Origin of the sequence: Mucilaginibacter pocheonensis (assembly GCF_031456535.1) — a bacterium.
GTDB lineage: Bacteria > Bacteroidota > Bacteroidia > Sphingobacteriales > Sphingobacteriaceae > Mucilaginibacter > Mucilaginibacter pocheonensis.
The window spans coordinates 521274-547177 of record NZ_JAVDUU010000001.1; the positions used below are offsets into that span (position 1 = coordinate 521274).

General features: G+C 41.5%; 24 protein-coding genes. 23 read left to right on the forward strand and 1 reads right to left on the reverse strand.

The window, feature by feature from the left end; all coding sequences use genetic code 11:
• Positions 1 to 6 precede the first annotated feature (6 nt).
• On the reverse strand, positions 7 to 1377 hold the full coding sequence (locus J2W55_RS02230) for a Gfo/Idh/MocA family protein (protein ID WP_310091451.1): 1371 nt from the start codon (positions 1375 to 1377) through the stop codon (positions 7 to 9).
• A gap of 208 nt (positions 1378 to 1585) precedes the next feature.
• On the opposite strand from J2W55_RS02230, the gene ubiE reads away from it, so the two are divergent.
• From ubiE to J2W55_RS02345, 23 genes are all read left to right on the forward strand, one after another.
• The gene (gene ubiE, locus J2W55_RS02235; protein ID WP_310091453.1) at positions 1586 to 2317 is read left to right on the forward strand and encodes a bifunctional demethylmenaquinone methyltransferase/2-methoxy-6-polyprenyl-1,4-benzoquinol methylase UbiE; all 732 of its coding nucleotides are present in this window, start codon (positions 1586 to 1588) and stop codon (positions 2315 to 2317) included.
• Positions 2314 to 3048 carry a type IX secretion/gliding motility protein PorT/SprT gene (porT, locus tag J2W55_RS02240; RefSeq protein ID WP_310091455.1) on the forward strand — a complete coding sequence of 245 codons (735 nt, stop codon included), beginning with the start codon at positions 2314 to 2316 and terminating at the stop codon, positions 3046 to 3048. Before ubiE ends, porT begins: the two co-directional genes overlap by 4 nt.
• A 123-nt stretch (positions 3049 to 3171) precedes the next feature.
• The gene (locus J2W55_RS02245) at positions 3172 to 3930 is read left to right on the forward strand and encodes an SDR family oxidoreductase (protein WP_310091457.1); all 759 of its coding nucleotides are present in this window, start codon (positions 3172 to 3174) and stop codon (positions 3928 to 3930) included.
• A gap of 76 nt (positions 3931 to 4006) precedes the next feature.
• Positions 4007 to 4456: a GatB/YqeY domain-containing protein gene (locus J2W55_RS02250; protein ID WP_310091459.1), complete on the forward strand. Its 450-nt coding sequence runs from the start codon at positions 4007 to 4009 to the stop codon at positions 4454 to 4456.
• A gap of 228 nt (positions 4457 to 4684) precedes the next feature.
• Positions 4685 to 5446, forward strand: coding sequence for an alpha/beta fold hydrolase (locus J2W55_RS02255; protein WP_310091461.1), 762 nt, complete (start codon positions 4685 to 4687; stop codon positions 5444 to 5446).
• Positions 5447 to 5450: 4 nt separating this feature from the next.
• Complete coding sequence (locus tag J2W55_RS02260; RefSeq protein WP_310091463.1) at positions 5451 to 6113, forward strand: CBS domain-containing protein; 663 nt, start codon at positions 5451 to 5453, stop codon at positions 6111 to 6113.
• Between the two features lie 92 nt (positions 6114 to 6205).
• Positions 6206 to 7087, forward strand: coding sequence for an NAD kinase (locus J2W55_RS02265; protein WP_310091465.1), 882 nt, complete (start codon positions 6206 to 6208; stop codon positions 7085 to 7087).
• An 8-nt stretch (positions 7088 to 7095) separates the two neighbouring features.
• Complete coding sequence (porG, locus tag J2W55_RS02270) at positions 7096 to 7878, forward strand: type IX secretion system protein PorG (protein WP_310091467.1); 783 nt, start codon at positions 7096 to 7098, stop codon at positions 7876 to 7878.
• A gap of 129 nt (positions 7879 to 8007) precedes the next feature.
• Complete coding sequence (locus tag J2W55_RS02275) at positions 8008 to 8529, forward strand: ExbD/TolR family protein (RefSeq protein ID WP_310091469.1); 522 nt, start codon at positions 8008 to 8010, stop codon at positions 8527 to 8529.
• A gap of 390 nt (positions 8530 to 8919) precedes the next feature.
• A complete protein-coding gene (uppS, locus tag J2W55_RS02280; protein ID WP_310093460.1) occupies positions 8920 to 9660 on the forward strand; it encodes an undecaprenyl pyrophosphate synthase in 741 nt (246 codons plus the stop codon).
• A 63-nt stretch (positions 9661 to 9723) separates the two neighbouring features.
• Complete coding sequence (gene bamA / locus J2W55_RS02285; protein ID WP_310091471.1) at positions 9724 to 12276, forward strand: outer membrane protein assembly factor BamA; 2553 nt, start codon at positions 9724 to 9726, stop codon at positions 12274 to 12276.
• Positions 12277 to 12291: 15 nt separating this feature from the next.
• A complete protein-coding gene (locus J2W55_RS02290; RefSeq protein WP_310091473.1) occupies positions 12292 to 12822 on the forward strand; it encodes an OmpH/Skp family outer membrane protein in 531 nt (176 codons plus the stop codon).
• Positions 12823 to 12869: 47 nt separating this feature from the next.
• Positions 12870 to 13382: an OmpH/Skp family outer membrane protein gene (locus J2W55_RS02295; RefSeq protein ID WP_310091475.1), complete on the forward strand. Its 513-nt coding sequence runs from the start codon at positions 12870 to 12872 to the stop codon at positions 13380 to 13382.
• A 67-nt stretch (positions 13383 to 13449) separates the two neighbouring features.
• Complete coding sequence (gene murI, locus J2W55_RS02300) at positions 13450 to 14295, forward strand: glutamate racemase (RefSeq protein WP_310091477.1); 846 nt, start codon at positions 13450 to 13452, stop codon at positions 14293 to 14295.
• 325 nt (positions 14296 to 14620) lie between these two features.
• A complete protein-coding gene (locus J2W55_RS02305) occupies positions 14621 to 15691 on the forward strand; it encodes a complex I subunit 1/NuoH family protein (protein WP_310091480.1) in 1071 nt (356 codons plus the stop codon).
• Positions 15692 to 15806: 115 nt separating this feature from the next.
• Complete coding sequence (locus tag J2W55_RS02310; RefSeq protein ID WP_310091482.1) at positions 15807 to 16394, forward strand: 4Fe-4S dicluster domain-containing protein; 588 nt, start codon at positions 15807 to 15809, stop codon at positions 16392 to 16394.
• Positions 16391 to 16939, forward strand: coding sequence for an NADH-quinone oxidoreductase subunit J family protein (locus tag J2W55_RS02315; RefSeq protein ID WP_310091484.1), 549 nt, complete (start codon positions 16391 to 16393; stop codon positions 16937 to 16939). Before J2W55_RS02310 ends, J2W55_RS02315 begins: the two co-directional genes overlap by 4 nt.
• Entirely contained in the window at positions 16936 to 17241 is a 306-nt protein-coding gene (nuoK, locus tag J2W55_RS02320) for an NADH-quinone oxidoreductase subunit NuoK (protein ID WP_310091486.1), read from the forward strand. Before J2W55_RS02315 ends, nuoK begins: the two co-directional genes overlap by 4 nt.
• Before the next feature lie 63 nt (positions 17242 to 17304).
• Positions 17305 to 19359 carry an NADH-quinone oxidoreductase subunit L gene (gene nuoL / locus J2W55_RS02325; RefSeq protein WP_310091488.1) on the forward strand — a complete coding sequence of 685 codons (2055 nt, stop codon included), beginning with the start codon at positions 17305 to 17307 and terminating at the stop codon, positions 19357 to 19359.
• A 5-nt stretch (positions 19360 to 19364) separates the two neighbouring features.
• The gene (locus J2W55_RS02330; RefSeq protein WP_310091490.1) at positions 19365 to 20969 is read left to right on the forward strand and encodes a complex I subunit 4 family protein; all 1605 of its coding nucleotides are present in this window, start codon (positions 19365 to 19367) and stop codon (positions 20967 to 20969) included.
• Between the two features lie 6 nt (positions 20970 to 20975).
• On the forward strand, positions 20976 to 22973 hold the full coding sequence (locus J2W55_RS02335; protein ID WP_310091492.1) for a mucoidy inhibitor MuiA family protein: 1998 nt from the start codon (positions 20976 to 20978) through the stop codon (positions 22971 to 22973).
• A gap of 6 nt (positions 22974 to 22979) precedes the next feature.
• On the forward strand, positions 22980 to 24479 hold the full coding sequence (locus tag J2W55_RS02340) for an NADH-quinone oxidoreductase subunit N (RefSeq protein ID WP_310091493.1): 1500 nt from the start codon (positions 22980 to 22982) through the stop codon (positions 24477 to 24479).
• Between the two features lie 105 nt (positions 24480 to 24584).
• A complete protein-coding gene (locus J2W55_RS02345; RefSeq protein ID WP_310091496.1) occupies positions 24585 to 25892 on the forward strand; it encodes an ammonium transporter in 1308 nt (435 codons plus the stop codon).
• Positions 25893 to 25904: the final 12 nt, after the last annotated feature.

The following is a 25904-nucleotide window of genomic DNA, read 5'->3' on the forward strand; positions in this document are numbered from 1 at the left end:
TATATGTTATTTTTTAATGGAATGCATTTTTTCAGGATCCCAAAACATTGGGCTGTTATTGTAGTAACTATCATTACACAGCAAAGCCGGGGCAGCCGCACGATAGCCAAAAATAGCATCTTCGGTTACTTTGCCGTTGTTCCTTATTGCTGTAAAAAAGTTGTTCATGTGGTCATAAGGGCCGCCCAGGTAACCTTTTTCGGCATCATAAACTATTTCTTCGGGCGGCAGCATTTTTTTTCGTTCGGCGTAGCCGCTGCCCGCTTTTTTAAGCTTATCCAGGTAAAAAGGGTCGTCAGATCCAAAGGTCTTGTTCCTTTTCAGGGTCACCTTGTCCCAGGTAATATCCATGGAGCCCTCGCTGCCTACCAGCTTAAGATAGGTTGTACCGCTGGTGCCATCTACAAAATTGCAGCGTAAAGATAAATTAAAGGCAGGGTGCTCCTGTGTTTTGCCATAATCAAATGTACCCAGCAAAACGTCGGGTACTTCGCGGCCATCGTTCCAGAAACGGAGGCCTCCCGCTGCATAAATTTTGTTAGGGCCCATTGACCCGGTAATAAAGTGCAGGCTTGAAAACAGGTGCACAAAAAGATCGCCGGCCATGCCTGTGCCATAGTCGGTATAGTTGCGCCAGCGGAAGAAGCGTTTGGCGTCAAAGTCGCGTTTTTTGGTATTGCTAACGTAGGTTTCCCAATCAACCGTTTGTGGCGACGCATCGGCAGGAATAGGATATTGCCAAACTTCAAGCGGCTCGCGGCGGGCCCAAAAACCTTCGGCATAATTTAACTGACCGATAGCGCCGCTTTTCAATAGCTCATGAGCTTTTTCATTCCCTAATGATGACACCCCCTGGCTGCCTACCTGGAAAACTTTGCCCGTTTCCTTTTGTGCTTTTATTACAGCAGGGCCTTCGGTAATGGAATGCACCATTGGCTTTTCGCAGTATACATGTTTGCCCGCATGCATGGCATCAATAGAAATTTGCTGATGCCAATGATCTGGCGTGCCAACAATAACGGCATCAACATCTTTACGGTTAAGTATCTCTTTATAAATCTTTGTAGTAAAAATATCAGCGCCCCAGCGGGTTTTGGCATCATTAAGGCGCCCATCATAAAGATCGCAAACAGCAACCAATTTAACCCCCGGAATTTGTAGCGCTACAATTGCATCCTGTGTGCCCATACCACCTGCGCCTATGAGTGCAATGTTGATTTGATCATTTAAACTGTTGCCCGGCGGCCTTTTAAGTATGGAAAAAGGTTTTACCTTATTTTCGGCGGCTAATAAACTGCTGCCTGCGGCTACCGCTGCAGTGGTGGTAGCTAATTTTTTAATAAAACTGCGGCGTGACGACTCTTGTTTTTCTTTCATGGATAAGATTAATGTGTATAACAATAAATTAATTAAAGAGAACTAACAAACCATGGTCATCTTTTGGGATGTACCCCTGTACTTGGTTTTAATAAATTGGTTTTTAAAAGTAATGAATTGACTTAACATTTACACAACCCGGTAACTTAATCCAACCAAATAAAAACTCAATCAATATACAATCACTATCTTTGTCACCACTATAAAAATGAGCAAAACTATAACTCCCTACCACGATCAGCAGGCTACCAAAAAAGAACAGGTGGCTGATATGTTCAATAATATATCAAAGACGTATGATTTTCTGAACCACTTTTTATCGTTGGGTATTGATATCATATGGCGTAAAAAAGCCATCAACGAGTTAAAAAAAGATAAGCCGAAACTGATACTGGATGTGGCTACCGGTACTGGCGATTTTGCGTTTGAGGCTTTAAAGGCACTCAACCCCCAAAAGATAATCGGCGTTGATATTTCGCGCGGAATGCTTGATATTGCCGAGCAGAAAATACAAAAACGCAACCTTGCCGACAGGTTTGAAGTGAAATTGGGAGATTCAGAAAAACTGCCTTTTGATGCCGATGGCTTTGACGCGGTTACGGTAGCTTACGGCGTGCGTAATTTTGAAAACCTGGAAAATGGGCTGGCCGATATACAAAGGGTATTAAAGCCGGGCGGCAAAGCAGTGGTGCTTGAATTTTCAAAGCCGAAGGTGTTCCCGGTAAAACAGCTTTATAGTTTTTATTTCAATTATATTACACCGGGCATTGGCAAGCTGTTTAGTAAAGATGCAAGGGCATATTCCTATCTGCCCGAATCGGTGGCTGCCTTTCCCGATGGGAAGAATTTTATTGCTTTGATGGATAAGGTTGGTTTTAAAAATACCAAACACCGGCCTTTGGCGTTTGGCATATGTTCAATATACACGGGTATTAAATGAGTTTAACACGGTGCCTTATCATATTTATATTGATGCTGTGCGGCAATTTGTTGTTTGCACAAAGGGTACCGGCGTGGGGTGGCGGGGCTGATCTGCAGGACCTCAGCTTTGGCTTTAGCTTTGCCTATGTAAGTAGCGATTTTAAAATTACAAAAAAGCCCGACTGGCGCACCCCGTTTACCGATCCGGAAACCGGTTTGCCCGTTACCGATCAGTTAAATAGCATCAGCTCAAAAAACCTGCCCGGCTTTTCTGTTGGTTTCCTGACACGGTATCGCTTAACCGAGCATTTAGAGGCACGGTTAACCCCATCATTGGTTTTTGCCGATCGCAACTTAACCTATACTTATATTAATACTACCGAAAGCGTAACAAAACAAGTGCAAACAACCACTATTGATGTGCCTTTATCGCTCAAGATAAAATCAGACAGGATAGGGGATTTCCGGGCCTATATTTTAGGCGGGGTGAAATATTCGCACGCCATCGGCTCTAAAAAGAATGACGCTAATTTGGATATGCTTGATAAATTAGTTAAAAACAAAACCGGGTATACTTCATATGAAGCCGGCCTGGGCTGCGATATTTATTTTGAATTTTTTAAGCTTTCGCCCGAGATCAAGATATCCAATTCATTAGGTAATGTGCTGGTTCCCGAAAATCAACCGTTTTCTTCGCCAATCAGTAAACTTTCGTTACATACCATTATGTTCAGCCTGTTTTTTGAATAAAAGTTATACTTTTTTAATTGATTCATTTGTAAGAGGAACATCGGGCTTCAAAACATCATTACCCTTAAAAGACAATAATTAAAAGTAAAAAACATAATTTCGCTGCTACAGTTATCTACTATCATGACTAAAATAGCTTTAATTACCGGGGCCACCGCTGGCATTGGCGAGGCTTGTGCACATGTGTTTGCGCGTGAGGGGTATAATTTGATATTAACCGGTCGCCGGCTTGACCGCCTGGAAAAACTGGCCGGTCATTTAAATGAAAAGCATAATATCGAGGTAGCTGTATCGTCATTTGATGTTCGTAGCCGTGAGCAGGTAATTGAAAACCTGGAAGGGCTGCCCGGTCAGTGGAAAAAGGTAGATGTACTGATCAACAATGCAGGCCTGAGCCAGGGGCTTGATCCCATACAAAAAGGCAGCTATGACGATTGGGAAACCATGATAGATACCAATGTTAAAGGCTTGCTTTATGTAAGCCGTGTTGTGTCAAACTGGATGATCAACAATGGTTACGGGCATATTATAAACCTGGGTTCAATAGCCGGCAAAGAGGTATACGCCAACGGAAACGTGTATTGCGCTACTAAACATGCCGTTGATGCGTTAAATAAAGGTATGCGCATTGATCTATTGCCGCATGGTATAAAGGTTACGGCCATACATCCCGGTGCAGTAGAAACAGAGTTTTCGGAGGTGCGTTTTAAGGGCGACAGGGAAAGGGCAAAAAAGGTTTATGAAGGTTTTGAGCCCCTGGCTGCGGCTGATATTGCCGAAACAATATGGTTTGTAGCGTCGCGCCCGGCTCATGTGAATATAAATGACCTGGTAATAATGCCAACAGCGCAGGCTAACGCCGGCACTATATTCAGAAAGTAATAGATACATAATTTCAGATGCACGGGTATGCAAATGATGAAGGATTAATAATAAGAAATTCACTAATCAATTATACATGTCATTAATAAATCAAATAGACCAGGATATAAAACTGGCTATGCTGGCCAAACAACCCGACCGTTTAAGAGGTCTGCGGGCTATAAAATCAGCTTTGCTTTTGGCCAAAACCGAAAAAGGAGCGGCAGAGGAACTAACCGCTGAAGCAGAAATTAAAGTGCTTCAAAAATTGATCAAACAACGTAAAGAATCGGCAGATATTTATAAAACACAAAACCGGGAAGACCTTTACGAGATAGAAATGGAAGAGATGCAGGTAATTGAACCTTATTTGCCGCAGCAAATGACGCGCTTTGAAATTGAAGGTTATCTTCAGGAGCTCATCAGCAGGATAGGGGCAACTTCTGTTAGTGATATGGGTAAAGTAATGGGTGCTGCCAATAAGGAACTTGCCGGCAAAGCTGACGGAAAAACTATATCAGAAGTTGTAAGACAATTATTAGGTTAAACTTTGGTTGAAGAGCTAACAGACGGTATGTTAATAAAAAAAACAAACTTGCTGAACCGCTAACGGGGAATAAATATTATCTCTGTTCTTAAAAAAACATTGATAAATTTATTGCTATAATTGTTGTAACTCAGCCGTAATAAAGTAATTTTATGGCGTAATAACAGAATTTATACTGAATTTAATTTTGGTATAGATGATTTATAAAAATTAACATTAAAATTTTATATGGATTTCGTGCTTAAAGAGGAACATGGTTTTAGTTACATCGATGAGGGCGAAGGTGAGGTACTGCTACTGTTACATGGTTTAATGGGCTCATTGAGCAATTGGGATGGCGTTGTTGAAGAATTTAAATCAAGATATCGCGTATTAATACCCATATTGCCAATTTACGATATGCCTCTTTTAACCACGGGAGTGAAGAGTCTGTCAAAATTTGTACATAAATTTATTAAATTTAAACAACTGAGCAATATAACACTGCTTGGTAACTCATTGGGGGGGCATGTGGCATTGATTTACGTGTTAGCCCATCCTGAAAATGTTAAAGCGATGGTATTGACCGGTAGCTCTGGTTTATATGAAAATGCGTTTGGCGGATCGTTCCCGAGGCGCGAGAGTATTGATTTTGTAAGGGAAAAAGTACAATTTACTTTTTATGACCCTGCAGTGGCAACCGACGAACTGGTTAATGACGTATATAAGTTAATTAATGACAGGCACAGTGTAGTTAGGCTGCTGGCAATGGCAAAATCAGCCATACGCCACAATATGAAGAAGGATCTGCACAAAATGCACCTTCCGGTATCATTAATATGGGGCAGAAACGATAAAATAACACCGCCCGAAGTTGCGGTAGAGTTTAGTGAGTTATTGCCCGATGCCGAATTGCATTGGATTGATAAATGCGGGCATGCGCCAATGATGGAACATCCCGAAGAGTTTAATAAACTGTTAAATGCTTTTTTGGAAAAACTAAAAGTTTAACATCATGATAGCAATTGAACTGATGGCTGATGCAATTCCGCCGGTACACACTTCAGATACTATACAGAAAGTACTTGACCGTATGGTAGAGTTTCGCCTCAGACATTTGCCCATTGTGAATGAAGAACAATTTTTAGGGTTGGTTGCCGAAGACGACCTGATAGGCGAAAGTGATTATCAAACAGCGGTAGGAGCACTGGCCCTGTCGCAGGTAAACCCTTACGTACTTGAAGATCAGCATATTTATGATGTTATACGCATGTTTTATGAGCGCCAGCTTACTATTGTGCCGGTGCTTGACGCAAAAAGGAACTACCTTGGCGTTATATCCATTAATGCCATAACTGAATACCTGGCAAAGATCACTTCGGTTGCTGAACCGGGCGGTATCATTGTACTGGAGATCAATAATAAAAATAATTCGCTGGCACATATGGCCCAGATCGTAGAATCTGACAATGCCCAGATCCTTAGTTCATACGTTCAAACATTTCCTGAATCTACCAGGATGGAGGTAACCTTAAAGGTAAACAAGCAGGATATCTCGGCCATCGTTGCTACCTTTTTACGCTATGAATACGATATAAAGGCTACCTATAATAATACAGACCATAATGATAATGCAAGGGATCGTTATGATTCCCTCATGAATTACCTTAATTTATAAAAGGTTCATTAGTTCAATGGCTCGTTGGTTTATTAGTACTGAACTTATTCCCCAAATGAACTAATGAACAAATGTACCAATGAACATCAACCATGAAAATAGCAGTTTACGGCAGGCCGTTCAATGACCCATCTGTAATACCATACATTCAACAGGTATTTGACAACCTGGCGCATCATGGCGTCGAAATATATGTCCATCATCAGCTCAATGAGTATTTGCAGGATAAAATAAGTAAGGTAAAATATAACGTATTGCAAAGTACCGATTCGTTAAAAGGGTTTATCGACCTTTTTTTAACGTTGGGTGGCGACGGAACACTGCTTGATATGGTAACGGTGATCCGTGATTCGGGCATCCCTGTGATCGGTATTAATTTTGGGCGCCTTGGTTTTTTAGCCAGTGTAAATAAAAATGATATTACTGCAGCTATACACGCGGTTGTCAACAAACAATTTACGCTTGATTGCCGCGAGCTGCTCGCAATAAATTCAAAATTAAAAATTTTTGGCGACGACAATTTTGCTCTTAACGATGTAACCATACATAAGCGCGATGACGCCGCCATGATCATAACCCATGTGTTTTTAAACAATGAATTTTTAAATTCATACTGGGGCGATGGTATCATCATATCAACCTCAACCGGATCAACAGCTTATTCGTTAAGCTGTGGCGGTCCTATCATATTCCCGCAATCAAATAGTATAGTAGTCACTCCGGTATCGCCGCACAACCTTAATGTGCGTCCAATCATACTGCCCGATAACAGTAGCTTGTGTTTTGAGGTGGAAAGCCGTAATGCAAACTACCTGGTATCATGCGATTCGCGTGTGGCTGTTTTAGACGAAACCGTAAAATTTCATGTTCAAAAAGCCGATTTTCAGCTAAATTTGATCCGGTTAAACAATGAAAGTTATTTAACTACGTTACGAAACAAATTATTATGGGGTTTGGATGCGCGTAATTACTAAATTATTGAATGCCTAAATTTGCAGTAGTTCTACTCTTTTTATTTTTTTCATGTCATTTACAGGCACAAACCTGGGAGGTTGGCGGTACCCTTGGTGGCGCTGGTTATATAGGCGATCTTAATCCTGATAATCCTGTTAAAGTGAGTGGCGCAATGGGCGGCTTGTTTGTAAAGCGCAACTTTGATGGCTATTTGTCAGCAAAATTAAATTTTGCTTTTAGTAAGATAAGTGCTGCCGATGCCAACTCCAGCAGCCAGCAGTTCCGTAACCGCAATCTGAGCTTTAAAGATCCTATGAAGGAAATAAGCCTGACCGGCGAATTTAACTTTATGAAATATATCCCTGATGCGGGTCCTAACAGATACACGCCGTATATATATTCCGGTATTGGTTTAACCGCTTATACACCGCGTGCCGATTATAAAGGGAAAACCTATAGCCTGCGCAATTTAAGAACCGAAGCTCAACCGACAAGGTATGGTAAAACTACAGTGGTAATACCTTACGGCGTGGGTTTAAAATATAATTTTAGCGGCAAGTGGACCGCCGGCGGTGATATAGGCTACAGGTACACATTTACAGACTACCTTGATGATGTTAGCGGTGTATATGCTGATAAAAGAATGATACCCAACGCAGTGCCCAGAAGCTTATCAGACCGCTCGCCCGAGATAGGCCTGCCCGCCAACCCAGCGGGTTCGCAACGTGGCGACTTTAAACCGAGGGATACCTACTTCTTTATCGGCCTTAGTATTTCCTTTACTTTCGTAACCCAAAATTGTTATTATTAATCTCGGTTCATTGTTAATAAACAGAATTAAATTTTATTTTGTAGTAATATTTAAAATTAAATTTCGTTTTATGTTTAAACACAGTAGTTAATACTGTTGGTTTGATGTTTTACCTTAAACTTTACAATCATGGCCGAATTAAGTCTCTCCTCACAAAAAGCTGGTGGTGCACACGGGCGCCAAAAAAAGAATATCCGTGTTGACCTCACCGCCATGGTTGATCTGGCATTTCTGCTCATCACCTTTTTTATGCTTACCACTACACTGTCAAAACCAAAAGCCATGGATTTGGCTATGCCCGTTGGTCCGCAAAAGGAAGCGGTTGGGCCAAGCCGCAGCTTTACTGTTTGCATTGGTAAAAATAACCAGGTGATGTGGTACCTGGGCGAATTGAAGAATCCCATTATAAGCCCCACAATCACAGGGTTTAATAAAGATGGTATTCGCAAGGCTTTGCTTGAAACCGGAAAGATGGTACGGGATAAGGCCGGTAAAAATATGATCGTACTGGTTAAACCATCAGATCATTCTGTGTATAATGACCTGGTTAACGTTTTAGATGAGCTCAACATAACCAATGTAGCTACTTATGCTATTGTTGATATTGACAAGCAGGACATCAGCATGCTTAAACAAAAAGGTATTTATTAATAGCCGTATTTTGTAGCTTAAAATAAGCTGGTTAAAGGCCGGGCGCCATGATCATTTATGATTTTGGTACCCGGCTTTTTCATTAAGGTTGCATATAAATATAATATATTACCATATAAAATGTTATTTACAGGCTTTTCACATCATTTTGATACATTATTTATAATAACATTTTCTTTTCATGAAGCATACTAAAAAAATACAAAGTAAGTTTTACCTTTGTACCCTGAAAAAACTGGCAAACCGGCTAATGTAGAACGTTGTTAGCTGGTTGATTTTTAACGTTAATTAGTCTAAAGCAAATATTTTTATTAGACATAGCATTGATAAAATTTAAACACAAGCATGTCTTTTACGGGCGCCCAGGAGCAGCTTTTGATAATAAATAGTATGGGATATTTGGATCAGATTGATTTGTTAAGGCTGCCTCAGCATGTTGCTATAATTATGGATGGCAATGGCCGCTGGGCAAAAGAAAAAGGCAAACTAAGAGTATTTGGCCATCATAGTGGTGTAACATCTGTAAGGGATGTGGTTGAAGGTGCTGATAAGTTAGGTATAAAATACATTACACTATACACTTTCTCATCTGAAAACTGGAACCGGCCCAAGTTGGAGGTTATGGCCATTATGGAGCTTATGGTAAGCACTATTCATAAAGAAATAGCAGGCTTTATGAAAAATAACATCAAGCTGAATGCTATCGGCGACCTGGAGATGTTACCCGAAAAGTGTTTTAGAGAGCTCACCGCCGCCATGCAAAAAACCGCAAATAATACCGGAGTTGTACTTACACTGGCTTTGAGCTACAGTTCAAGGCGTGAAATTGTGCGCGCAGCTAAAAACATAGCTGTTAAGGTACAAAACGGCGAAATGGATATTGCCGATATCAATGAAGAGGTTTTTGAGCGTAATTTATTTACCGGTGATATGCCCAACCCCGAATTGCTGATAAGAACCAGCGGCGAATATCGTATAAGTAATTATTTATTATGGCAAATTGCCTACGCTGAACTGTATTTTACACCCAAATTTTGGCCCGATTTCAGAAAGGAAGATTTGTACGAAGCTATACTTGATTACCAGAAAAGGGAACGCCGTTTTGGTATGACAAGTGAGCAAGTGAACTAAATTTTTACTTTTAACACTTTTTAACAACTGTATAAATTATTTTTAGCCCACTAAAATATTCGAATGTATAAATTTCTTTTTGCTATTTTTTTCTCTGTTTTTGGTACCGCGGCGTTTGCCCAGGTTTCCAATATGCAGAGACCACCACTGACAAAATCGATACCGGCTGATAGTTTAAGTTATCTTAATCCCCGGGACTATATTATTGGGGGCATTTCTGTTAGTGGAGCAAAGTATCTGGATAAGGATATTTTGATCCAGCTTTCAAAATTAACCAAAGGCGACCGTATTAACCTACCGGGTGAGCGTAATGCCGAAGTTATAAAAACCCTGTACTCACAGGGCTTATTTGACGATGTTCAATTAAACATTACTAAAATTAACCAGGATACCATATACCTGGAAATTGCCGTATCTGAGAGGCCCCGTTTATCGCGTATGCACATCACAGGCATTCGTAAAGGTGAAATTGAGGACGTACAGAAAAAACTGAACGACAGGACAGGAAAAATTGTAAATGAAAATTTAATAAATACAACTACTGCTATTATTAAAAAGCATTTTGGCGAAAAGGGCTTTTTAAATACTACTGTTAAACTTACACAGCGTAAAGATCCGGGAGATGCCAACAGTGTAATACTTGACGTTGCTATTGATAAAAAAACAAAGGTTAAAATAAACGAAGTTATTTTTGAAGGGAATAAAGCATTTAGCGCAGGCAAGCTGAAGAAGTTTTTGAAAAAAACCCGTGAAAAAAAATGGTATAACTTATTTGGCTCAAAAAAATTCAAACAGGATAAGTATGAAGAAGATAAACAAAACCTGGTTGAAGCGATGCAAAATAAAGGTTACCGCGATGCTGAAATTTTGAGCGACTCCGTTTGGAGCCACGATGATAAAACCGTTAATGTAAAGCTTAAAGTTTACGAAGGGCCTAAATATTATTTTGGTAACGTCAAATGGTCTGGCAATGCCAAATACTCAACCGAGCTGCTGAACAGGATACTGCATGTTAAAAAAGGAGATGTATTTAGCGAGGATGAGCTAAACAAGCGACTTGTTGGGCCAACCCCAAGTAATGATGATGTTTCATCACTTTATTTGAATGACGGTTACTTAACTTACACTGCCGACCCGGTACAGGTAAAAGTTTATAACGATACGGTTGACCTTGATATACGTGTATATGAAGGACCGCAGTATACCATAAACCGCGTAAGTTTAAAAGGCAATGATGTAACCAACGATAAGGTGGTTATGCGTGAGATACAAACCAAACCGGGCCAAAAATTCAACAAAGAGCTGTTGATCCGCAGCTCACGCGAAATTGGACAGCTGGGTAATTTTGATGAGCAAAAAACCGAACCAAAACCTGTTAACATTAACCCGCAGGATGGTACAGTTGACCTGGTTTACAATGTGGTTGAAAAGCCGTCTGACCAAATAGAACTATCAGGTGGTTTTGGTGGCGGGCAGCTGGTGGGTACACTGGGGCTTACTTTTAACAACTTCTCCTTAAGGAATATCTTTAACCTGAAAGCATATAAACCGCTGCCTAAAGGCGACGGGCAAAAATTAAGCTTAAGAGGTCAGTCGAGCGGAAGAACTTATCAGAACTTCTCGTTCACATTCTCTGAGCCATGGTTAGGCGGCAAAAAGCCTATTTACTTTGCATTATCAGCATACACACAAGGCAGCTCAACCGGGCAGTATTATCCTAAATCAAGCCCTTACTATAATAACCTGCGTATAAATGGTGTAGGTGTAACATTGGGTAAACGCTTAAAATGGCCAGATAACTACTTCCAGTTAAACTACTCATTAAATGTTGACCACTATAACCTGGATAACTACACTGGTTACCTGTTTACCAACGGTACATCATACAATATCAAGTTAACGCAGGAATTAACCCGTAACTCTATTGATGCACCTATTTTCCCTACACAGGGTTCAAATATTAAATTCACCATACAGGCAACGCCACCATATTCACTATTTAACAGCATCAATTACAAGATCGCCACGCCCGAGCAGCGTTACCACTTTGTTGAGTATTATAAATTTAAATACGACGCGCAATGGTTCTCTAAGCTGGTTGGTAAATTTGTTATGATGTCGCAGGTGAGGTTTGGTTTCCTGGGTATGTATAATAAAGACGTAGGCCCGTCGCCATTTGAACGCTTTAAGCTGGGTGGTGATGGTATGCAGAGCTATCAGTTTTTGCAGGGTAGTGAAATTATCGGGTTAAGGGGTTATCAAAACTTCTCCATCGTTCCCGAAGGTTCAACCGAAAATCAGAATACTAATACAGGTAGCACCATTTATAATAAATACACGCTTGAGTTGCGCCACCCTGTTATTGCAAGCCAATCGGCAACTATATTTTTGTTAGCATTTGCCGAAGGTGGTAACGTTTGGAATAATTTCAGCCAGTTCAATCCGTTTAATGTTAGGCGTTCAGTAGGTGTTGGCGCGAGAATATTTTTACCTATATTTGGATTGCTTGGATTAGATTATGGCTACGGATTTGATAAAATACCAGGTCAGCCTGACGCAAACAGGGGACAGTTCCATTTTACAATTTCTCAGAGTTTATCCGGCGGATTTAATTAATTTGCACTGCGATTTATGAAGAAGATAATTTTAATAGCGTTTTTAACGTTAACAGCATTCACAGGGGCTTACGCACAGCGTTTTGCGTACGTTGATTCGGAGTATATATTAAAACATATACCTGAATATATATCGTCGCAAAAGCAACTGGCTGCATTATCTGATCAATGGCAAAAAGAAGTTGACGGGCGTTTTCAGGAGATCGACAGGTTGTACAAAGCATACCAGGCCGATCAGGTTTTGATGACAGCCGATATGAAGAAACGCCGTGAAGCCGAAATTGTAGATAAAGAAAAAGCCGCCAAGGATTTTCAACGCCAAAAATTTGGGCCCGATGGTGAGCTTTCACAAAAGAGTAGTTCTTTAATTAAACCAATTCAGGATCGCGTGTCTAAAGCTGTACAAGCAGTTGCCGAAGGTGATAACCTGGATATGGTATTTGATAAAAACAGCGAAGTAATGATGCTGTATGCTAATCCGCGGTATGATAAAAGTGCCGATGTTATAACAAAATTAGGGCTTAAACCCGGAGTATTTGCTAAATAAATTTTCCAATAAATAAACAGACTATTATTAAACACAGGACAAGAAAAATGAAAAAACTATTTAAAGTTGCTTTAGTTGCGGTAGGTATTTTATTTGCGGGCAACTTTGCCAATGCGCAAACCAAAATTGGGCATATTAATTTTAACCAGCTGATTGATTTGATGCCAGAAACCAAAACCATTTCAACTCAGCTTCAGGCTTATCAAAAACAATTTATTGATCAGCTTACCACCATGAATAATGAGTACACCACCAAGGGAACTGAATTTCAGAAAACCAGTGCTACCATGACTGATGCTGTTCGTACGGTAAAAGCCACTGAGTTACAGGATATACAAAAACGTATGCAGGATTATCAAAATACAGCTCAGCAACAAGTAGAAGCTAAAAAGAATGAGCTGGGTAAACCGCTTTTTGATAAAGCTACTGCTGCTGTAACTGCTGTTGCCAAAGAAAAAGGATACACCTATGTGTTAGATTCTTCACAGGTAAGTTTATTGGTATCACCAGATGCTGATGACCTGATGGCAGCTGTAAAACTTAAATTAGGGTTAAAGTAAAATCAATTATTAGTCATTTAAAAAAAGCGTCCTGTATTTACGGGACGCTTTTTTTATTTTTGTACATATGCATCAGCAACCTATTGGTATTTTCGACTCAGGCTTTGGGGGCCTTACTGTTTTTAAATCAATTATTGAACAGCTTCCCGGATACGATTATATTTACCTGGGCGATAATGCCCGCGCGCCTTATGGTAACCGCTCGTTCAACACCATTCATCAATATACCTGGGAGTGTGTGCAGTGGCTTTTTGAACAAGGGTGCCCTTTGGTTATACTGGCCTGTAATACAGCATCAGCCAAAGCATTGCGCACTATTCAGCAGCATGATCTTAAAAATACCGACCCGGAAAAAAGGGTACTGGGTGTAATACGCCCCACTGCCGAAGTTATTGGCGATTATACCAAAACAAAAGAAATTGGCGTACTGGGCACAACCGGAACAGTACAATCCGGCTCATACCTTTTGGAGATCCAAAACTTTTTTCCAGACGTTAAAGTCCATCAGCAAGCTTGTCCGCTATGGGTTCCGCTTATTGAGAACGGCGAGTATAACCAACCAGGGGCCGATTATTTTGTGAAACTGTATCTTGATCAGATCATGAAGCAATCATCTCAAATTGATACTATTTTGTTGGCTTGTACCCACTATCCTTTAATTCAGGCAAAAATAGAAGCCAGCCTGCCTGCGCATATTAAAGTGGTGGCACAAGGAGACATTGTAGCTAAAAGCCTGGTTGATTATTTAACAAGGCACCCTGAAATAGAAACAAAGCTGACCAAAAACGGAGTTAACAAATTTTATACTACTACTGATGATACGGCTGATTTTGACCACCATGCTTCCTTATTTTTCTCGGCACCGGTAAAATCAACCTTCATATCAGCCAATGATTTGGTAAAGTGTAGTTAACTTTTTAGGGTCTAAAATTCAAGTGATTGATTATCAGGTGTTCATGAATGTTCACGGTGTTCATGCGCGTGAACATGAACGCTACAAGGGTTTTATGTTACATCCCGGCACTGTGCATTTTAGGGTTATAAATAAAAAGTTTCCCATAAAATTCAACCTTACTAACAATTGCAATGAATGATAGAGTGGCCTGGAAGCGGTTTTTGTTGCCTCATCTTTCCCTCGGGTGATAAGTCGTTCACCTATAAATCCCACCAACTTAATATAACTTATCGCCTAAAATATTATAACATTTATTAAGTTTGCATTTAAAGCAAACGAACCCTTGAATTTTTATTTTACATATTTTATTGTTGCTGTTGGGTTGTTTAGTTTTTCGGCCTTTTTTGCGCTGTTTGGGGTTTATGCCGAGCGTAAGATCTCCGCGTTTATACAAGACAGGCTGGGCCCTACTGAAACGGGTAAATTTGGCTCACTTCAAACGCTGGCCGATATATTGAAAATGATCCAGAAAGAGCTGATCATTCCCGCCGCTGCCGATAAATGGCTGTTTATGCTGGCCCCTGCTGTAATTTTTATTGCTGTTTATATGGGCTTTGCCGCATTGCCCTGGGCACCCGGACTTATCCCTTCAAAAATAAACCTGGGTATATATTATGTTTTCGCAATCATCTCTGTAGAAACCCTGGGCATCCTGATGGCCGGTTGGGGATCAAACAATAAATATTCCATCTTAGGTGCCATGCGGTCGGCCGCGCAGATCATTTCCTATGAAATACCTGCGGGTTTTGCTATTATATCAGCAGTAATGATCGCGCAATCACTCAACTTACAGGAGGTTGCCACACAACAGGGCATTTTATCAGTTGAAAAGATAAAATTCGCCGGTTTTTGGGATGTGTCAGCCATAGGAGGGCTGTTTAGCTGGAATATATTCCAGGCACCGCATCTCATTATTGCATTTATTATTTATTTCATAGCCTCGCTTGCCGAAAGCAACCGTGCCCCGTTTGATATACCCGAGGCCGAGTCGGAACTGGTAGCAGGCTTCCATACAGAATTTACAGGTATCAGGTTTGCACTGGTATTTTTGGCAGAGTATTCTATGATGTTCCTGGTATCCATGATCGGGGTGATCCTGTTTTTGGGGGCCTGGAATACGCCGCTGCCTAATATAGGCCCCGTACATTTGGCCACCTGGACTACAGGTATGGCGTGGGGCATTTTATGGGTAAGCCTTAAAACACTGGCCCTGGTTGGTGTGCAAATGTGGATCAGGTGGACATTGCCCCGTTTTAGGGTTGATCAGCTCATGAACCTTTGCTGGAAAGTATTAACCCCGCTCGCCTTTGTATGTATGCTCATATCAGGCATATGGAGGCTATGGCTGATGTAAGGGGATTTTGGAAACAGGGTGAGAAGATGAAGCACAACATCAGCGGATAAGAGATAAAAAAGATAAGAAGTATAAAAATTATATAAATCAACATAGTAATACGGACAAACGGTAAATGTTTAAAAGAGTAATTAACGGTTTTGCAACGGCATGGAAAGGTTTAAGCCTTACTGTGAAGCACCTTTTCGCGTCCAATGCCGACAGGAAGATCATTACCGTGAGCGACGACAATTATTTTAAACAACTGGAAGGCACCAATACCATACAATACCCCAAACAGCAGTTGCCCGTGCCCGAAGTTGGCCGTTACCAGCTGGATGTGGAAATGGATGATTGCATAGTATGTGATCTTTGCGCCAAAGTGTGCCCGGTTAATTGCATTGATATTGAAGCTATAAAAGCCACTGAGGCCATTGGCCAAACATCTGATGGTACAACCAAGCGTCTGTATGCCGCCAAGTTTGATATCGATATGGCCAAATGTATGTACTGCGGCTTGTGTACTATTGTGTGCCCTACGGAGTGCATTGTAATGACCAATCAGTACGATAAAACGGTATTCCAATTGAGTGATCTCACCTATCAGTTCTCAGACATGTCGCCGGAGGATGCTGCCGAAAAACGCGCCCTGTTTGATAAACAACAGGCCGAAAAACAAGCCGCTAAACAGGCTGCCATGCAAAAAAAGGAGGGCGGGGCATGACTTTAGCGCGCCTGCTTTTTTATTTTTTAAGCTTTGTAGCAATTGGTTCGGCATTGTATGCTGCAGCAAGTAAAAATCTTGTACGCAGCATATTTGTATTTTTTGTGACCCTGTTTGCCCTGGCCGGGCTATATGTACTTGCCCTGGCCGATTTTGTGGCCGTAACACAGGTGGTTATTTATGTAGGTGGCATATTGGTGCTCATCCTGTTCGCCTTTATGCTGTCGGGTAAAGAAACACTGAATGTTTTGCAAAAGCGGGAGGGGAAATTCCTCAATCTCAATAAGCTACCCGCCATGCTTTTAGCAGCACTGTTTTTTATTGTGCTGTTCAACGTGGTTTTAAAAGCCGACGCCGATAACCTGCAATGGGTAAAAGAGTCGGTCGGCCTTAATAATGAGATAACGCCAAATGCGGTCATGATCGATAATATCGGCATTAATTTAATGACCCGCTATTTGCTGCCTTTTGAGGCGATATCTGTTTTATTGCTGATGGCGCTGGTTGGGGCGGCCCACCTGTCGCGTAAGGAGGGCGAGGCATGATCACACTCACCGATTTTATGGTAGTAAGCGTAGCATTGTTTTGTATCGGCTTGTATATGATCATATCTAAACATAACGCTATCCAGATACTGATAGGGATTGAACTGATACTGAACGCGGCTATTTTAAACCTGGTGGCCTTTGGCAAATATGATAAAGCCAACAACAGCGGCCAGATATTCGCCCTGTTTGCCATTGTACTGGCAGCGGCCACAACTGCAGTGGCACTGGCTATTGTACTGAATGTATATCGCAGGTATAAAACAATTGATCCGAATGATATTAATAAACTGCGGGATTGAAGGATAACTGCATAGAGCATATGACGATGAATGAACATACAGCAATTATCATAACAAAATAAATTGGAAGGCTTTTTACATTCCATACAAATATTAAATTATACTGTTGCGGCCGTAACATTGCCGCTTCTTGCTGCTTTAATAAACTTTTGCTTGCCGGTAAAAAGTAAAGCAGCCGGTTGGGTATCTACCACAGCCATTTTATTGAGCTGTGTATTATCGGCTAAAGTTTTTGTGGGGGTATGGAATATTCAGCCGGTACATGCGCAGCATATATGGTTTACCATTGGTAAAACCGAGGTTTTTGCCGGGATGTTATTAAATAACCTTTCGGCATTCATGTTATTGCTGGTATCGTTAATTGCCTTGCCGGTACACATCTATTCAACCGCGTATATGAAGCATGACGAAAGATACGCCCGGTATTTTACCTATCTCAGTTTCTTTTGTTTCAGTATGCTGGCCCTGGTGGTGGTTGATAGCCTGGTGTTGTTCTATGCAGCCTGGGAACTGGTTGGGTTTTCGTCATACTTGCTCATTGGTTTTTGGTTTACTAAAGATAAAGCCGTACAGGCCAACAAAAAGGCCTTTATCATGAACCGCATTGGTGATATTGGTTTACTAACGGCTATCATTATTCTGTTTGCCCAATACCACACTTTTGATATTGACCAGCTTTTTGCCGAAAAAGGCTTAATTGCGCAGTCGGTCATCAACAATGGCTTGTGGGTTGCGCCAACCGGGCAATTACCGGCCTTATGGCAGTATATTGCCTGCGGAGGTATCTTTTTAGCGGTAGCTGCTAAGTCGGCCCAATTCCCGTTACACACCTGGCTGCCCGATGCTATGGAGGGGCCAACATCGGTTTCGGCATTGATCCACGCGGCAACCATGGTAGCCGCCGGAGTATTTCTATTGGGCAGGGTATACCCTATGTTTACAGAAACAGAGCTTACGGTCTTAGCTGTTATTGGCTGTCTTACGGCTTTTATGGCGGCCACCATCGCCCTTACCCAAAACGATTTAAAACGGATCCTTGCTTATTCTACCATATCGCAGTTAGGCTTTATGATATTGGCTATGGGCGTAGGGGCTTATGCATCGTCACTGTTTCATTTGGCGACACACGCATTTTTTAAATGCCTGCTGTTTTTAGTTGCCGGCATCGTCATCCACCAGATGCAGCATGTTAAGGAAGATAATAATCTGGATATAGATCCGCAGGATATATCAGTTATGGGCGGGCTGCGTAAAAAAATGCCGCTTACTTTTATTATTGCTATAGTTGGTGGTCTGGCCCTTGTGGGTTTGCCGCTTACATCTGGTTATCTGTCAAAAGATGGCATCCTGATCCAGGCATTTGAATGGAGCGAAAGCAGGGCTGGTTGGTTTAAGATTATCCCGGTTATGGCTTTGCTCACCAGCTGGCTTACCGCATTTTATGTGGCCCGGCTCATAGTAAAAGTATTTTTTGGCGAATTGAGGTTGCTAAAAAACTATCCTGATATTAAGCTGCACATCAACGATGGTGGCTGGCAATATAAGGTGCCGTTGACCTTACTGGCTATCTGCTGCTTGTTTCCGCTGTTTTCACTTCATCCGCTGTTATATGAACAAGCCTGGTTATTCAATGGGTTAAAACCATCCAACTTTCTGGTTCGCGAAAACATCTATCATACTATTATTCCGGCAGGCGTAAACATTTTAAGTTTATTTGTGCTTTATGCGGCTTATGCTATTTATATCAAGCCAAATGGTTTTTCATTTCCGCAAAGCGGTTTTTTTTATCGCCTGTCATACAATCAATGGTATATAGATGATATTTATAAACGCATCATTGTTAAACCGGTATTGTGGTTTGGCAGTGCCTGCTTTTGGGTAGACCGTAAGGTTATTGACGGTTTACTGCATTGGCTAACGCGTATAAGCGGTTTCATTGCTACGTTATCCGCCTGGACAGATCGCCATATTGTTGACGGATTTTTGCATTTAATGGCGGCAATAGTGCAAAGTATTGGCAATTTTGCACGTAAATTTCAAAGCGGCAAAGTACAATACTATTTGTTTAGTATGCTGGTTATAGTGTTGGCGCTGTTTATTTTAAAAATACTGATCTGAACCTGATGAATATATTAACCCTGCTTTTACTTGTACCTGTACTGTTCGGCATTATTATAATGGTGCTGCCATCATCATTGCGCAGTAGTTTTAAATATATTACGCTGCTGGCTACACTAATACAATTAGGCATCAGCATATGGATGTACCTGAATTTTAAAACCGGTGCAGCCTATGGTGGTATTAATCATGAAGATCAGTTCCAGTTTGTGCAAAAACTCCCCTGGATATCCCTTAACCTGGGCAGCATGGGCAAAATGCAGATAGATTATTTTGTAGGTATTGATGGCATGTCTATCACCCTGCTGGTCATGACATCGCTGGTACTGGTTATTGCCACGCTATCGTCCTGGGAAATAAAAAGTAACCTGAAAGGCTTTTTCCTGTTGTTTTTACTGCTGGATATGGCAGTTATCGGTGTGTTTTGCGCATTGGATTTCTTCCTGTTCTACCTGTTTTATGAGCTGATGCTGCTGCCGCTGTATTTTTTGATCGGAATGTGGGGCGGTGCCCGAAGGGAATATGCGGCCATCAAGTTTTTCCTGTACACATTATTCGGTTCGGTGTTTATGCTGCTGATAATGGTTGGGTTGTACCTTTCTGTTACTGACCCGGCTACCGGTAACCATACCTTCAATATGGTGCAGATGATGAACCCGGCCAATTACAGTGCAACTTCTGTCTTTTCCGTAGCGGCGCATCAAACCATATTTGGAATACCCGCGCGTACAGTTGGTTTTGTGGTACTGTTTATTGCTTTTGCTATTAAAGTGCCGGTAGTGCCATTGCATACCTGGCTGCCCGATGCGCATGTGGAAGCGCCAACGCCGGTGTCTATCATTCTTGCAGGTATTTTGCTGAAGATAGGCGGTTATGGCATTATACGTATCTGTATCAGTATTTTTCCGGATGTAGCCACCTCCGGTGCTTTCTGGATGGGTTTACTTGGGGTGATCTCTATTTTATATGGTGCTTTTAACGCCCTGGCCCAGCGCGACCTGAAACGGATGATAGCTTACTCCTCCGTATCACATATGGGTTTTGTGCTGTTGGGCATTGCATCGCAAACCGCCGAGGGTATCAGCGGAGCGGTAATGCAAATGGTAAGTCACGGGTTTTTATCAACTATGCTGTTCTTTTTGGTTGGGGTACTTTATAACAGGGTGCATGACAGAGGTATTAATCATTTCAGGGGATTGGGCACGTTGATGCCAAAATATACTGCTTTTGTAATGATAGCATTTTTTGCCTCATTAGGCTTACCGGGGTTTTCGGCATTTGTGGCCGAAGCATTCTCATTGGCCGGAGCATTTAAATCGCCAACGGTAAATGGCTTACTACCTTATTGGATGGCTGTTTGCGGCGCGGTTGGGATATTGTTAAGCGCAGCCTATTTTTTGTGGACCCTTCAACGCATGTTTTTCGGTCCGGAATCATTAAAAGGTGGCGCTGTTTGGAAAATAGCCCTGACTGACCTGAACCTGCGCGAAAAACTGACGCTGGCACCGCTTGCTATAATTGCTTTAGCTTTAGGTATTATGCCTTCGCTGGTTTTTGAGAAGATCAATGATTCGGTACTTACCCTCATCCAGTTTTTACAGCTTAAATAAATTATCGTGTTTCAGCATAAATGCTTTTATGGAAAAATGCATACCAATGCATCTTTAGTTTGTCCGGCCACAGATAGATACGGCAAGGGCGAATTAACAGATGATATGTATTTAACCGAAAGTATTATGTTTAAAAAATTATTAACCGCCGCCATTTTCCTTTTTATGGCGATCGCGTCAAAAGCCGAAGAGGGGCAAAAGATCGCTTCAAAAGTTCAAAAAGTTACGGTGTTTTTAACCGGAGCTCAAATAACCCGTACCGCACAGGTTAACATTAGTGTAGGCACATCAACATTGATATTTAATAACCTTTCGTCGGGCATGGATGTGCAGAGCCTGCAGGTGAGTGCCGGAGGGGAATTTACCATACTTTCGGTTAAACAGGAGCTCGACTTTTTGAATGATGAGATCAAACAAAAGCAACTGCTTGATCTGCAGGCCCGGCAAAAACAAATAAGAGATAAAATTTCCCTACAAAACAACATGTTATCCATTTACCAGGAAGAAGCCAATATGCTGACAAAAAACCAGGTAATAAACGGCAGCAATGCCAATTTGGATATTGCAAAGCTAAAACTGGCGCTTGATTTCCAAACACTGCGTTTAACTGATATTAAAAAAAAGCAGCAGGCAGTAAATGACCAGACAGATATTTTAAATGCCGAGTTGCAGAAATATGACAACCAAATAGCCAGTGTTGCCAAAGGCAACAGCAAGGCAACCAGTAACGTGTTGGTAACTGTATCATCAAAAAGCGCGCTGCAATCTACATTTACCCTAAACTATGTAGTGAACAATGCCGGCTGGTATCCAATATATGATATCCGGGCTAAAAATGTGAACAGCCCCATAAGTATTATCTACAAAGCCAATGTATCACAGCAAAGCGGGGAGGACTGGAAAAACATAAAGGTTACCTTATCAACAGGCAACCCAACAATAAGCGGCAGCAAGCCGGATTTGAACCCTAATTACCTGAACCTGGGCATGGTTTATTCGGGTGCCGCCAGTTCCTTAACTAAAGTTAGCGGCGCCGTTTTTGGGGCCGATGATAAAAAAACCTTATCCGGTGTAAGTATCCGGGTAAAAGGAACATCCATAGGTACAATTACCGATGCAGAAGGCAGGTATAGCATACAGATCCCTTCAGGTAACTCAACGCTTGTGTACAGTTATATTGGATATGAAAATGAGGAAAGGCCGGCCAATATGCCCGTTATTAATCTCGCACTCCGGCCCGCTGTTAGTCAATTAGCAGAAGTAGTAACTATTGGTTATGGAACACAAATGAAGCGTGACCTGGTGGGCTCTGTACCTGGCATACAGATACGGGGTATGTCTTCTATTGGTGTTAATGCGCAATCCATCCCAATTGAGGTTAAGCCTATTGAAAATCAAACCAACATGGAGTTTGATATAACTAACCCATACTCGGTACCGAGTGACGGGAAACAATATGCCATGGAAATCGGTCAGTTTGACCTGAATGCCACTTATCAATACTTTGTTGCGCCCAAGCTGAGCACCGATGTGTTTTTAACCGCGCAGCTAACAAACTGGAATAAATATAATTTCCTTTCGGGCGAAGCTAACCTGTTTTTTGAAGGTACGTTTATCGGCAAATCGCTTATTAATACGCAAGCTACCACCGATACGTTGAATTTATCATTAGGAACCGATAAAAATATTGTGGTTACACGCACGTTGCAAAAAGACCTTACTGAGCGTCAAAACTTTGGCTCCAATAAAAAAGAAACCCGTAATTGGCTTATTGGTATAAAGAACCGAAAAACCCAACCGGTGAACTTATTGGTAGAGGATCAGATGCCGGTTTCACAAAATTCGGCCATTGAAGTTGATCCCCAGGAGTTGTCGGGTGCAAAACTTGATGCCCTTACAGGCAAGCTTTCATGGAATTTCCTGCTAAATTCGCAGGACGAAAAAAAGGTACAGTTAAAATACCAGGTTAAATACCCTAAAAATCAATCGGTAATAGTCCAATAAAAATAAATGCACGATCTGCTACCCCATATATCCGGTCAGTTATCCAATATTCTTGGCAGTATAACCTATTTTATGCCCGAGGTTTATCTGGCAATATTGTTCATGGTGATATTGGTAACCGACCTGATATTTGGTAAACGATCAACAAAACTATGTCGTATTATTGCCTGTGCAGGTTTGGTGATAATAATGTTTAAAGATCTGCAGCAGGTAACATTAATAGTAGACGGATCGCATTTTATATTCAGTAATATGCTATTGCTGAATCGCAGCGGTATATTTTTTAAACTGGTCATTGATCTGCTGTCCTTTATCCTGTTACTATATTTTACCTGGGATAATAAGCTAAAAGCGCATCCCAAAGGCTTGTCTGATCTTTATTCCATCACTATGGCATCCATATTCGGACTCCATTTAATGGTGATGGCGGTAAATTTACTATCTATTTACCTGGCTATCGAAATGGTTTCGCTGGCATCATATCTTATGGTTGCTTACCGTACAGAAAATGCTTTCAGTACGGAGGCCGGCTTAAAATATGTGCTGTTCGGTGCCGCCTCATCAGCTATTATGCTTTATGGTATATCGCTGCTGTATGGGTTTAGCGGCTCGTTGGATATAGTTTTTCAGAACAGCATTATCCAGCTGTCAAAAGTTAATTCTGTAAGCACATCATTCGCGGTGATATTGGTTTTAATAGGTATTGGTTTTAAATTATCATTTGTGCCGGTACATTTTTGGGTGCCAGATGTGTATCAGGGGGCCAGCACGCCGATAACGGCTTATCTGTCAACAGTACCCAAAATAGCGGCCTTTGCCTTACTGATCAACTTTTTGCCGCCCTTTATACTTCCGGGCAAATGGACGGGCTTTGATATAGGGATAGCCTTATCCATATCAGGCATTATTACTATGATAGCGGGTAATTTTGCCGCGGTTATGCAAACCAATGTTAAAAGGATGCTGGCCTATTCAAGTATAGGCCATACCGGCTTTGCATTAATGGCTGTGGTGGTTTTAACCTTGCAGGGTGTATCTGCTTTAACATACTATTTGCTGGTATACGCGCTGGCCAATATTGCGGCGCTTATGCTGGCCAGTTATTTTACTAATGAAACCAATGCCGAAGATATTAATGATTACCGCGGGCTTGGCCTCAAGTATCCCATTGCGTCGGTTTGTTTTGTAATAGTCCTGATATCACTAACAGGTTTACCTGTAACCGCGGGGTTTACCGGTAAGTTGTTTGTTTTTTCGGAGGTATACAGTGTTTACCAGCAAACCCACAGTATATGGTTACTGTTGCTGATGGCTACCGGCGCGTTAACTACAGTAGTTTCGTTATTTTACTACATTAAGATACCGTTGAATTTATTTCTGAAAAGGAAAGAAATAGTTGAAATAGAACATAAAAAAACTAATAATTTATTGATTTTATCAATCTTCATAAGTTTTATATTGATTTTGCTTGGTATTTTTCCTGATTTTGTACTACGCTTCCTTTAATTTTTCAATTTTTGTAATTTTTTAACAAAAAGGTAACATTCTTCGTTTTTTTATAATAAAAATCATACTTTCAGGCCGTTTTACAAAACAATTCTAATATTTTCAATGAAGCGGTATTTTCCTTTCTTAGTAATTCTTATCATTTTAACCCTAACTTTTGTTTTTCCTTCGGTTGAATTTAAAAATTCAGGTCACCCCAATTTTAATACCGGTGATATTGCCTGGATGCTGATGTCAACGGCCCTGGTTTTGATCATGACACCCGGTCTTGCCTTTTTTTACGGCGGAATGGTCAACAAAAAGAATGTGATATCAACCATGCTGCAAAGCATTGTTTGTATGGTAATTATTACGGTAATGTGGGGTATATTTGGTTTTAGCCTTGCTTTTGGCGATAGCTTCTTTGGCATCATAGGCAATCCATCAACCTATTTTATGATGAAAGGCATGCTGGGCAACGCAACCTGGAAAGCCGCGCCCACCATACCGTTGCTTTTATTTGCCATGTATCAGCTCAAGTTTGCCATTATTACCCCGGCACTGATCACCGGCGCATTTGCTGAGCGCATCAGGTTCAACTCTTATATTATATTTCTGTGCCTGTTCTCCGTGTTTATATTTTCGCCGCTGGCGCATTGTACCTGGCACCCTGACGGCATACTGGCCAAACTGGGAGTGCTTGACTTTGCCGGCGGAACCGTAGTACATATGTCGGCCGGATGGGCTGCGCTGGCTTCTGCATTATATTTAAAACGCCGTAACGAGGCCAATCATTCACCCGCGCGTATCACTTATGTAATGATAGGTACCGGGCTTTTATGGTTTGGGTGGTTCGGGTTTAATGCGGGTTCGGCATTTGGCGCTAATGCTTTGGCGGTTACCGCACTTGCCACCAGTACAACGGCATCGGCCGCGGGTGGTATTACCTGGATATTTTTTGACATGCTTCGCGGACGCAAGCCATCGGCCATGGGTACCTGTATCGGGGCCGTGGTAGGTTTGGTAGCCATAACCCCGGCCGCAGGATATGTTACTGTGCCACATTCGCTGGCCATAGGCATCATATCGGCCGTGGTAAGTAATTTGGTAGTTGAATGGCGCACCCGTACCTCTATTGATGATACGCTTGATGTGTTCCCTTGTCATGGTGTGGGCGGTATGGTAGGGATGCTGCTTACCGGCGTATTTGCTAACCAGCACGTAAATGCAGGCAATGCTACCGGCAATGGCCTGTTCTTTGGCGAAACCCATTTATTCCTTGTTCAACTGGTGGCCCTTATTGGTGTATCTATATTTTCTTTCTTTGGCTCCTTATTATTATTAAAGATCACAGATATGATATCTCCGTTACGAGTTTCGGCTGCTGATGAGGTGCTGGGCTTAGATATCAGCCAGCATGGAGAAAAACTATAATTTGAATTTCAA